Here is a 12,057-nt window from a genome sequence, read left to right as displayed (position 1 = left end):
TAGGAATGAAGGCTTATGCTTTTAAATGTCCAGCATATTCTTACTTTTCAAGTTTTGAAGAGATTTCTTTCTGCATGTTTTTAGCTGCTTGCTCAGGTGTAATTTCTTTAGCGATTGCTTTTGAAACTTGAATTTGCATAATATCAGAAATTTCAGTGTAGTTCGGCGCTACAGGACGGGAAACCGCTGATTTAAGGGCATTCACAAAACCGGCATCTTTAAAGTAAGGGTTGGCTTTTTGTACCTCTGCGTCATCAAAAAGCTTATTGATGGTCGGAGCGTGCCCGCCGTTTATCGCATCAATCTTTTGTCCTTCTTCACCCGCCATAAACTTTAGGAAAGTCCAAGCTTCTTTCGGTACATCTGTATTTTTGTTAATTCCCGCTTGCCAGCCCCCAAGTGCAGCTGCAGGTCCTTTATCACCGGCCGGAAGTGGAGCTACTCCAACTTTCCCAACAATTTTAGATTGCTGTTTGTCATTTGCCAAAGCAAATTGGTACGGCCAGTTACGGATAAAGGCAGATTGTCCGTTAATGAAGGCTGTGTGCGATTCCGGCTCAGCAAATGTTGTTACGTTTTTAGGAACCACATCAGATGTAGCTACCTCTACAAGCTTTTTAATCCCTTTCACTGCTTCTGGAGAATCTACGACCACCTCTCCTTTGTCGTTGATGATTTCTCCTCCGTACGACGCGATAAATTCAACAGCGTTACAGACAAGTCCTTCATATTGCTTCGCCTGCATCAAGTAACCGAACTTGGTACCTCCTTTTCCTTTATCAGCCTTTGCTTGCTTCAAAAGATCATCCCATGTTTTTGGAACCTCGCCGTCTTTGACAAGGTCTGTACGGTAAAAGAGCATCCCCGCATCAATGAACTTTGGAAGCGCCCATTGCTTCCCTTTAAATTTAGAAGCACTTAGTGCGCCTTCGTTATATTCATCGAGCTTGATTCCATCTTTTTGAATAAAACGGTCAAGCGGCATTACATAACCGGCCTGTGCAAATTCTGCTGGCCATACAACGTCCAATTCAAAAACATCAATTTCGTCGGACTTCGCGTTGAATGCCGTAACATAAGAATTATGCTGTTTTCCTGTATCAGCGGGCATCTCACGGACCTTAATATCGATATTTGGATATTTCTTTTCAAAAGCATCAATTATTTTTAAAGTAGCACCCGTATCATCTTTACCGAAGGCATAGACCACTTCAACTTTTTTCCCTTTGTTGCCGGAGTCTTTTGACTTTTCGTCTGTGCTTGCTTTGTCAGTGCTGCACGCGGACAAAACGAGCGATAGAGCTAGTGAAGTAGTAATCACCTTTGAAATCTTTTTAATGTTCTTCATGGATATCCCCCTTAATCTGTTTGCGGTCAATATCATTATTAAATAAAAATCAAGTCGACCGCCTTTTAATCAGCTGAAAGTTCAGCTGTATTTCCTTTTTCTTAATAGGAAGCTTATTTTCAATGGTTTCAATCATTTGTCCCATTGCCCGTTTAGCAATTTCGTCAATTGGCTGCTCAATGGTTGTCAAACCTATTAATTCTGCCTGTGGCTGGTCATCGAATCCAATAATGGCCAAATCATCCGGAATACTCCAATAATGATTGGTCGCCTCTAACCAAATGCCGGATGCAACTTCATCACTTCCCGTAAAAACTGCTGTTGGTCGATCTTCCATGTCTGCAATGGCTCGAAAGATTCGCTTTCCATCCTTTATACTGAAGGCATTAGTTAGAATCCACTTATCATTAAATTCCAACCCCGCCTCTTTCAATGCCTGTTTATAGCCTTTAAACCGGTCAAAAGCTAACCGTGAAGCGCTATTGTCCCCTGAGCAATAGGCGATTTTTGTATGGCCCTGCTCAATTAAGTGGCGCGTCCCTATGTAAGCGCCTTCAACCTGATTTAAATAAACAGTTGGGATGTCCGCATCATCATTATATTCATTACATAACACGATCGGCCCGTAATTCAGGTAAGGCTTAATTTCTCTCCACTCATTTTCAATCGAGGTGAGAATAAGCCCATCAACTTGCTTTGTTTTCAGCAGCTCAAGATAATTAATCTCCTTATTGCGGCTGTAGCTCGTCTGGCAAAGGATCAGTTGGTAGCCCTTTTCCGAAGCGTGGTTTCCCATTACCTCTACCATCTGGCTGAAAAACGGATTTGTAATCCTTGGTACATAAACGGCAATGGTTTCAGTCTGCTGCTTTCTGAGGCGCCGGGCAGAAGAATTCGGTACATAATTTAATTCTTCCATCGCTTTTAAAACGAGTCTCTTTTTTTCATCCGTTACATAGGGATGGTGATTAATTACTCTTGAGACTGTTGTTCTTGATAGCCTCGCCAACTTTGCTACATCTTGAATAGTTGCCATTGCGTTTCTCCTTCATCTTTCCCACTATGAAATCGAAATCATGAAATCGTTTTCATAGTCTGAGTATAGGTGAAACTGCCCAGTCGGTCAATAGTTTTCTTAAAATTTTAAAAATTATGTTAAATGACGAGTGTTTTAATCGCATTCTATCTTTCCAGCAGGTAAAATTTAAATACATTATGTTTATAAATTACTTAAGTTAGCCGCATCTGATTCAAACGAACAGCTAAGAACCGTAATGATTAACAGATAATGGGGACCGGACTCTCTATGAATAAGGTACGAAATTTTAAAAAAGTCCTTTGGAGAATTGGAAGTGTTAAAAGATATTAATGCAGAAATCAAAGAACGTGAACACGCATAAACATTTGTGTTTTTACATGTGTATTATATGATAGTTTTCCTGCCACTTTGAAACACGGATAGTTTTTTATCTGATGAAGGTAGCAGTATCAGTTTCGTTATTCGTGTTCTTTAACCTTGAAACAGAAGTATCAGGATTATATTCCACCAAAGCATGTACACTTGCATAAAAGGCATAAGACTAAAGCATCCGTCAAAAACAGACGAACCAATTCTGAGTTTAATGTGAACTAGCGCATTTTTATAGTCACTTTTTGACAACCATGCCGAAACCTATTATGAATCCACCAAATAAAATTACAGGCTAGAAAAAGCGTTCCTATTCAATTCTCTTATATAATAGGGACGTTTTTTCTATTTGATCAATGTAAAATTGCACGAGTGGATGAAATTGAATCATACCTCCTCAGTGAAGGTTTCTTACAAATAGCCGAAGAGCGTTCCGCAACACTCTTCGGCACTAGACCCTCATATATAGTTAAAACACGACTAATTCTATGGCCACTGCTCTCACCGGAGAACCGTCCAATCCTGTAAGGCGAAGCGGCAGGGCAATAATAAGCGGCTTCGGAAAATCAATTTGATCAAAGCTACAGAAATTTTCACCAATAATTCCGTTTACACCCGTAATTGCCTCATGTGCCGGAAAAGCGGTGCCATCTGGCGGGTCAATGTTAAGCGCATCAATGAAAAAGGTTCGAACTCCCATCTCCAGCAGCCGTTCAATTACTTTTACGCAGATATAGGGATGCCGGAAGTATTTTTCTGTGCCACGATACGCTGACCAGCCGGTATGGAACAGAACAATCTTTTCATCCTCCAGCCGTGCCAGATCCTTCTCTACATCAGACATATCAATTTTCTCCCCATCATCCTTGCCTGTGACATCAATAACCATTCCTGTACCTAAAAAGTTCATCAAATCTGACTGATCAATGGTTTCCCCGTTTTTTTGAAAATGGAACGGCGCATCGACATGTGTACCTGTATGAGAGCCGAATAAGATCTCACTCACTTGATAGCCGTCTTTGTCAATTTCAGTAGCCGGTTTAATCTGGGGCTTTGGATCTCCGGGGTAAATCGGTGTATCCGTTGCAATGGGAATAGATAAATCAATCATTTGTTTAATCATGGACGGCTAGCTCCTTTAGTAAATATCTGTTCTTCTTTCCTCCAGCATCGTAAAGAAACTTTTCTTTATCTCATTGCGCTTTTTGTAGTCCAGCTCAGCGACCAATGTGCCTTCCTCATCTCCTTCAGCTGAAACCATTGCCGTACCGTCGGGTGAATAAATCACCGACTTGCCAAAGAATGAGAGGTTTTCCGATTGGCCGATATGATTAGGAGCAGCAACATAAACAGTGTTATCAATCGCCCTTGCCATCCCAAATTTAAGAAAAGAACCGTCATACGGGCGTTCCCAGGCTGCCGGTGCTATAAGCAAATCCGCTCCCTGTAAAGCCAGTGCCCGTGCGAGTTCAGGAAAAGCAAGATCCCAGCAAATCATCAGCCCGATTTTCCCTATATCGGTTTGAACGGCAACAGCTTCGGATCCTGATGAAAAGATTTCCTTCTCAAGAGGTGTAAGGTGTATTTTCCGGTAGTTGGCAAGCGTGTTTCCGAAAGGATCAATCAGCTGAACAGAATTATAGATTTCCCCCGCTATCCCACGTTCAACATAACCATAGGCCACGTATAAGTTATTTTCACTTGCCGTTTTACGAAACTGACGAAAAATGGTGCCGTTCTGCTCTTCTGCCACTTCTTTTATATCAGCTGATAAATAATAGCCGGTGGCACTAAGCTCAGGAAATACGATGAAACGCATGTGAGGATGATCCGCTTTTATTTGCTCGATCATCTTACGCATCCTGTTCACGTTATAGGAAACGTCCCCATTTCTGAAGGATGCCTGAACCACGGCTATTTGAATGGGCTGTTCCATGCATTATGCCTCCAATTCATTGATGTTCGTTTCCCTGTTGTGTTGAACGGACGTTTGCTTTGAAACCTCCATTAAAATCCAGTAGGAAGCGCCTGAAACAATAAAAGTGAGAATGGTAGAACCGATGCTTAATGGTTTCATATACTGAAAATAATAGGCAAAAACCGCTCCGACAACATACGACACATAGGCTACTATGTTTACACCCTTTTGGTAGCGGTAGTCCCCTCTTCGGTCAAATGCGATTTCCTCTGCGTCATATTGACCTTTTTTCAGGAAAAAATAATCAACAAGTACGATGGCAAACACAGGGATAAATAGGGTCGCAATCAAAAGGATAAAGTTAAAAAAGTTGGTCATTAACGTTTCCTTTAACAAAGCACCTGCCGTACATAGGATCCCCATAACGAGCGTGGGCATCCAAAAGCCGGTCTTCGGAAATACATTCATAAAAGACATGGTTGCACTGTAAAGCGCCATAACATTGGTAGATAGCACCGAAAAGAAAACTACAATTGAGGCAACCAAACCAAACCCATAGGCTGACAACAAAACCGTAGGATCATAGGTTTGTTCCATATTCGATAGAATGCTAAATCCGCTTACGACAGCCCCGAGACCCATTGCTATAAGAGTTGCAAGTAAGTAACCCAAATAAGTTCCCCACATGCCGGTTTTCTGTGATTTACAGTTTCTATTAAAGTCACAGACGGTAGACATCCAGGAAAACGCAGTGGCTACCACTATATCAAATGCAATGATGCCTGTTATTTCAGGATTTTCATTGAGCTTCATCGAAATTAGTGACGATGCATCATACGCCGTAAACAACTTGAAGAATAACAGAGCGGATAGAATCAGCATAGCTATGGAAACCCACTTCTCAATGCTCTCTACACCTCGGTGGCCATATATAGTAACGCAAACGACAAGTACTTCTGTTAAAATGACAAATAGATTGATATTGCTGTATCCGGTCATATACTCTATAGCATAGTTAAGGCTGAGCCCCGCCATATACGCCTGAATCCAGCTCCAGCCAATTAGAATAATCGTATTGACGATGGCTGGAAGAGCCGCTCCTTTTTGCCCGAACGATGCCCTTGTAATAACCATTGTAGGGAGACCCGTTCGTGTACCGATATTTCCTGTTAACGCCAAGGGTACGCCCCCAATCAGCGAACCGATAAAAATAGCAAGCATCGCATCCTTGAAGGAGATATCAGGAACAAACATCATGCCTGTCATCACGGTTGTAATGACAACATTTGCCGCAAGCCAGAGCGCAAATGTCCCAAAGAAATTCATGCTCCGCTCACTGGCGGGTGTTGGGGCTATACTGTCCTGGCCAAAATGTTCAGAGATTTGACTCATTATAAACACCTCTTCTCAATTTATAAGAATAATCTGAAATTAAAAATCAGAAAGACAGCTTCGTCCTTCGCAGTAATGAACGAAGCCATCTTTGCTTTAACGATACCAGCCGACCGGCTGAAGCTCATTGCTGACATTCACATGCTTCACTTCTGTAAATCCTGACAGGCCTTGTGGACCCAGTTCCCTGCCAATACCGCTTTGCTTATATCCTCCCCACGGCGCTTCCACATAGGGTGTATGATAGCTGTTAATCCAGATGGTTCCTGCTTTTAATCGGGAAGCAATGCGTTCAGCACGTTCTGTATCTTGACTTAAAACCCCTGCAGCCAGGCCATAAACCGTACCATTGGCAAGTTCAATCGCCTCATTGTCGCTCGTAAACGCTTGGATTGTAACAACCGGGCCGAATATTTCCTCTTGAAGGATTCGCATGTGCTGGCTCACTTCAGTAAAGACGGCTGGAGTCAGGTAATACCCGGTTTCACCTTGCCTCTCTCCTCCGTGTAGAAGGACCGCTCCTTCCTCTTTTCCGAGTTCAATATACTTTTCTATTTTCGCCTGGTGCACTGCACTGATGACTGGCCCCATTTCCGTTTCTTCGTCCCGTGGATCACCAAGCTTTACTTGCTGTAGTTTAATTAATAACCTGTCCAGAAAACGATGATAAATTGATTGGTGAACAAGAACCCGTGATGAGGCCACACAAACCTGGCCCTGGTTAAAAAAAGCACCAAATACGGACCATTCAACCGCTGCTTCTATATCAGCATCCTCCAGGACAATGAGTGGAGATTTGCCTCCTAGTTCTAGAGAAACGCGTTTAAACGACCGGGCACATTGTTCGTTCACCTTTCTCCCTGTTTCCGATCCTCCGGTAAAAGAGACTTTATCTACATCCGGATGCGAAACAAGCGTTTCACCGACCGGCTGTCCTGTCCCAAGAACAAGGTTAAAAACGCCTGCCGGAAAATCACATTGATCAATTAGCTCTGTAAGCATAAGCGCTGACACTGGTGTGATCTCAGATGGCTTAAAGACGACTGTGTTTCCAGCAATCAGGGCCGGAGCAATTTTCCAGATTCCTAATAAAAGAGGAAAATTCCACGGTACGATTAACGCACAAACACCAATCGGTTCTTCCATCACCTTGCTTGTTGTGCCATCATGCATTTCTTTTTCCCATGGTTTCCGGCTTGAAGCGAGATCCGCATAATAGCGCAGACATGTGACTGTGTCGTGAATATCAAGGCGGGATTCCCGAATCGGCTTACCAGTATTGGTTGTCTCAGCAGCAGCAAACTGCTCTGCCTTTATTTCCAGTAAATCGGCAAGCTGATGCAGCGAGTTCACCCTTCGCTGTACTTCCGCAGGCCAGCTGCTGGTTTCAAAAGCTTGGCGTGCTGCTTTAACAGCCTCCTCGGTTTGTTCCCTGGATGCTTCTTGTACCTCAACAATCAGGCTTTCGTTGGCAGGATTAATGATTTGCCGCTTCGTCCCTTTGCCCGCGACCCATTTACCTCCAATGTATTGGTGCTTTGTATATTCCATTTCCTCACTCCTTTGATCCTTGCAGGGCTGTTTCTTCATTTCTATTTAAGACGTGCTTCCTTTTCTTTAAGGCTGCCAGCGTAATCATTTCATACATAACAGATGAAGCAAGAGCGGCTGTAATTTCGCCATGGTCATAGGATGGCAGCACCTCCACTAAATCGAAGCCAACCACATTTAGGCCGTCCAGCCCTCTGACATATTTCAATGCCTCGTAGCTCGTTGGCCCGCCAACCTCCGGCGTTCCGGTTCCCGGTGCATACGCTGGATCCACAAAGTCAATATCATAAGAAACGAACACTGGGCGATTCCCCACACGGCGATGGATTCGTCTCATTACTTCATCAAAGCCAATCTCCCGCACTTCCTTCATCGGAATGACTTCAAATCCAAGATCGCGTGCATCTTCAATATCCCCCGGGCCATACAATGGGCCCCGCATTCCCACTTGGATGGAATGCTCTACATCAAGCAGGCCTTCCTCTACCGCTCGTCGAAAGGGCGTTCCATGCATATACTTTTCGCCATAATAATGATCCCAGGTATCGCCATGGGAATCGAAATGAACGAGTGAAACAGGACCATATTTTTGATAAAAGGCCCGAAGATTCCCTAAAGAAATGGAATGGTCGCCACCCATTATGATTGGCGTAATACTTCGATCCAAAATAGGCTTTAACTCAGAAACCATGTTGTCATAGGTTTGATGGATGTTACCAGGAACGACATCAATATCTCCATAATCCACTCCAGAGCAATAGTCGAAAATATTAATATCCATATCCGGATTGTAAGGACGAAGCAGTACAGAAAAGTTTCTTATATGCTGCGGCCCGCCGCGCTGGCCAGTCCGGTTAGAGGCAGCCGTGTCAAATGGAACTCCTAAAACAACAAAATCTACATTATCTGTCGTTCTCATCTGTTCCAATCGCATAAAGGTGCGTACTCCACAAAAACGCGGTGATTGGGATGAATCTTTTGGTTGATACATAGTAAAACCTCCTTGATGGCGTGTTTTTTTGTATATATATAGTTGTTGCAAGAACTATGCCAACAATAACTAGGGGTAATAGCGCATGTTTCATTTGATAAAAAATGCAATAGAGCATTAATCCGATTGAGATTAATGCTCTATTGCATTTAGATGCGTTTTTGCATCGATATTATATTTCTTTAGTTTTCTCACGACATTGGACTGATTTAGCCCCAAGTACTTTGCCATTTCATAGGTGGTTATACATTGTCTGGTTGCTCTTTTTAGCCAGCGGATTTCTACTTCTTCCAGCGCTTCCTTCAAGGTACTGATTTTTTCTTCATCCTCCACTTCAGACCGATTGCCGGCTTGCTGCTCGAGATCATGTTGAAATGTAAAAGGCAAAGCATCAGGATAAATGGTTCTCGTTTCTGCTGTAACGACCAGCCGCTCCATCATATTCTGAAGCTCACGGACATTGCCGGGCCAATCATACGCCACCAGCTTTTCTATCGCTGTGCTGTGAAAAAACTTATTCATGCCATACTTTTCATTTGTTTTTTGCAAATAAAAGTGGGCGAGCAAGGGGATATCCTCTCTTCGTTCTCTCAGCGGCGGAATCGTAATTGGGATCACGTTAAGGCGATAGTAAAGATCCTGCCTGAATTTTCCCTGTCTGACCATTTCAGCCAGATCCTGATTGGTCGAGGCGATCAGGCGAAAATCGATGCTTTTGGCTTTTAGTCCCCCTACTCGCGCCACCTTCTTTTCCTGGATGGCCATGAGCAGCTTCGCCTGTACGGAAAGGGGAAGCTCGCCGACTTCATCCAAAAATAACGTTCCCTTGTCCGCAAGCTCGATAAACCCGGCTTTTCCCGTCCGATTCGCACCGGTAAAGGAACCCGCTTCATACCCAAACATCTCGGACTCGAACAGTGCCTCCGGAATGGCGCCGCAGTTAACTTCGATAAATGGTTCTTTCTTTCTGTCGCTCCCTTGGTGGAGTGCCCGGGTAAACACATTTTTTCCGACGCCTGACTCTCCGAGAAATACAACCGATGCATCTGATTTGGCGACGCGCTGCACGAGTTGCCAAATTTGCCTTATCGCTTTGCTTTGGAGCACGAGATTTTCTATGCTCAGGTCCTTTCCTCGCAATTCCTGGATTTCCGTTTGATACTGCTCCATTCTCGTTTGTAATTCTTCAAAGTCTTCCTTCAAATGCTGTATTTCTGTTAAATCCGTCGAAAAGCTGATCACCCGGATAATCTCACCTGATTCATTCCGTACCGGCAGGCCTGTAGCCATCACCGTACGGCCTGTCGGTGTTTGCTGCATCACCTGGACTTCCTTGTTTTCTTTAAGCACCTTCACCGTCACAGATGGGGAGAATGTATTTTCAGCTTCTAGCTCAAACACAGATTTGCCTATTAAAGAGGCGGAGTCCTTACCATATATAGAGGTGCAGTTAGGACTCGCCCGCAGCACAGTCCCTTTCCCGTCAGCGATCACAATATTATCCTTCGAAGCTTGCAAAATGGCATTAAGTTCAATCTCAAACATATCAGCTTGTGTTTTCATCCAATCACCATGCCTTTTCCCAACAAAATCTATATGTAGATTATAGATTTACGATTTATATGCTTTCATCAGGGGGTTCCGTTCAAAGATAAACTAGACCATAAATCGAACCTTTTCAGCCCTTATAACGCTGGAATAAATCCAGAAGAGCCACTTCCAGTAAATCCGATTTCGTAATCCGCTTTTTCTTTGCGAATTGGTCCAACTGCTCAGCAATGGCTTTATCAATCACAATTGTTTTTCGCATATTCAAGAATACTCTTTTCAAGGGGTTCCGCTCCTTTTCCCACAAAAAACCATCCTTTTGGAGAGTGGTTTCGGAATGGATACCCCTCCTCATTTAATGCAGCTTTCAAACGATCTTCCTCGATTCCTTCTATTTGTTTCGCTATGCCCGATTCGGTTTGACCTTGCTTTGAAAGTTCGCTTAAAATTTCCGCAATACGCAACAAAATTCACTCTACGATATAAAACATCATCGGTGTTTATTTCTATGTGAAATGAAATTCACCTTTTTTGCAAACAAAAAAACCAGTTGAATACGGGGTAGATTCTCTTAGGTTTGTACAGATCCTTTTACGAAAGTGTAAATAGGATGCTTTTACCTTTTGAACAGTAAGACCGGAGTAAAAGCTTTTTAGATTTACAGGTATTCACAAGCGTAATCATTTGCGTAACCATAAATATATATATAACCAAACATATATTTTTATTATAATCGTTTACAAAAGTGAAAACGAAAGTGATTATGCATGTGTTTTGTATCCAAACTCCAAATACTTAATAAACTATTTAGCAACAAGGGTTAACTCTAAGCTGGACAACCCTGTGGGTTTCTTAATTAAATCCATCAACGATGATTATGCAGCAAGCAGTCAGCAACAAGTCCAGAGAACCACCAGAAATATCTACAGGAAAATCACTGATAAAGCAACAGGCATTGTATCAACAACAGGCAATCGCAGTCGTACAACATTTCCTGGAATGCAAAGAGCTCATCAGCTATCTATGGAGATTACAGGTAAAGGCGAAGAAAAGTTCAAACGTCGTTTTCATGACGATTTGGTTCGCTGTTTTAGGATAGTTTAAAACTTCCTATTTATAAAGCAGAGGAATTAAATGATATTGACATTTCTCGATATATTTTCCCTGTTACCTGTCCAAGTTACAACCAATGCTTATGCGTTGGTTCTTTTGTTCTTAATTTCAAAATCCAAATATTCAAGTAATTACACAAACATCCACGTCTGTGTACGTGATTTTAAAAATATAAGTACATTTTAATAATATTATCCTGGTAATTAACATAATACAAAATCGAATCCACTTAAAAAGCAAGATCATTAAAACGCTGTTTTAGTGATAATAAAAAAGTCATTATTATGTAATCTACGACCAGTTCCAAGAAGGAAAGAACAATGAGAGACAACTAGTTTTTGTTTGATGAATATCAAACAGTAGTGGTGAAGATTCTTTGAACCTTTATCTATAAGTTGCAAACATTTTTGTTTACGCAAGTGTTTGTAAACTATCCGTCCCTACTTTTAGCAGAAAAGAGGTTGGTAGTGGGATTTTTTAATTTATATAGGATTCTTTGACGGAAGTGTATAGGCTTACCTTTTGAAAACAAGTCCTGCTTATAAGGCATCTTAGAGTGTTTTTTTACAGAATATTCACAAGCGTAATCGTTTGCGTATCCATAGATACAAAAATATATTTATAATAAAAGCGTTTACAAAAACGAAAACAAAAGTGTTTATGAAATTAAGAGACTATTTAAGTGTACACACTCCATGTTAGATGCTTACGACGGAAATTAGGTTGTTATCTAAATTCAACGAGTATTTATAGAGCTTGAATGCAAAAACACAAGCATAAACATTTGT

10 protein-coding genes are annotated in these 12,057 nt (G+C 42.1%); 1 reads left to right on the top strand and 9 read right to left on the bottom strand.

What is annotated here, in order from left to right:
* Positions 1 to 40: 40 nt before the first annotated feature.
* The 9 genes from QYF49_RS21185 to QYF49_RS21145 all read right to left on the bottom strand — a co-directional run bounded on the left by QYF49_RS21185 (position 41) and on the right by QYF49_RS21145 (position 10,439).
* Positions 41 to 1,348 carry an ABC transporter substrate-binding protein gene (locus tag QYF49_RS21185; RefSeq protein ID WP_290401580.1) on the bottom strand — a complete coding sequence of 436 codons (1,308 nt, stop codon included), beginning with the start codon at positions 1,346 to 1,348 and terminating at the stop codon, positions 41 to 43.
* Between the two features lie 49 nt (positions 1,349 to 1,397).
* Complete coding sequence (locus QYF49_RS21180; protein ID WP_290401579.1) at positions 1,398 to 2,384, bottom strand: LacI family DNA-binding transcriptional regulator; 987 nt, start codon at positions 2,382 to 2,384, stop codon at positions 1,398 to 1,400.
* Between the two features lie 841 nt (positions 2,385 to 3,225).
* Positions 3,226 to 3,879, bottom strand: a complete 654-nt coding sequence (locus QYF49_RS21175; protein WP_290401578.1) for a cyclase family protein — start codon at positions 3,877 to 3,879, stop codon at positions 3,226 to 3,228.
* A 15-nt stretch (positions 3,880 to 3,894) separates the two neighbouring features.
* The gene (locus tag QYF49_RS21170; RefSeq protein WP_290401577.1) at positions 3,895 to 4,692 is read right to left on the bottom strand and encodes a carbon-nitrogen hydrolase family protein; all 798 of its coding nucleotides are present in this window, start codon (positions 4,690 to 4,692) and stop codon (positions 3,895 to 3,897) included.
* A gap of 3 nt (positions 4,693 to 4,695) precedes the next feature.
* Positions 4,696 to 6,066, bottom strand: a complete 1,371-nt coding sequence (locus QYF49_RS21165; RefSeq protein WP_290401576.1) for a purine-cytosine permease family protein — start codon at positions 6,064 to 6,066, stop codon at positions 4,696 to 4,698.
* Positions 6,067 to 6,162: 96 nt separating this feature from the next.
* Complete coding sequence (locus tag QYF49_RS21160) at positions 6,163 to 7,617, bottom strand: aldehyde dehydrogenase family protein (protein WP_290401575.1); 1,455 nt, start codon at positions 7,615 to 7,617, stop codon at positions 6,163 to 6,165.
* 4 nt (positions 7,618 to 7,621) lie between these two features.
* Positions 7,622 to 8,608 (bottom strand): agmatinase, encoded by a 987-nt coding sequence (speB, locus tag QYF49_RS21155; protein WP_290401574.1) that lies wholly within the window; start codon positions 8,606 to 8,608, stop codon positions 7,622 to 7,624.
* A gap of 132 nt (positions 8,609 to 8,740) precedes the next feature.
* Positions 8,741 to 10,171 (bottom strand): sigma-54 interaction domain-containing protein, encoded by a 1,431-nt coding sequence (locus tag QYF49_RS21150; RefSeq protein ID WP_290401573.1) that lies wholly within the window; start codon positions 10,169 to 10,171, stop codon positions 8,741 to 8,743.
* A gap of 115 nt (positions 10,172 to 10,286) precedes the next feature.
* Complete coding sequence (locus QYF49_RS21145; RefSeq protein ID WP_290401572.1) at positions 10,287 to 10,439, bottom strand: ribbon-helix-helix domain-containing protein; 153 nt, start codon at positions 10,437 to 10,439, stop codon at positions 10,287 to 10,289.
* Positions 10,440 to 10,999: 560 nt separating this feature from the next.
* Between QYF49_RS21145 and QYF49_RS21140 the strand changes: the two genes are divergently transcribed.
* The gene (locus QYF49_RS21140; RefSeq protein WP_290401571.1) at positions 11,000 to 11,260 is read left to right on the top strand and encodes a hypothetical protein; all 261 of its coding nucleotides are present in this window, start codon (positions 11,000 to 11,002) and stop codon (positions 11,258 to 11,260) included.
* Positions 11,261 to 12,057: the final 797 nt, after the last annotated feature.

It is taken from the genome of Fictibacillus terranigra (assembly GCF_030412265.1).
In the GTDB taxonomy this organism is placed as follows: domain Bacteria; phylum Bacillota; class Bacilli; order Bacillales; family Fictibacillaceae; genus Fictibacillus_C; species Fictibacillus_C terrinigri.
The sequence above is the reverse complement of the archived record's forward strand: the minus strand, read 5'-3'. Positions and strand labels throughout refer to the sequence as shown.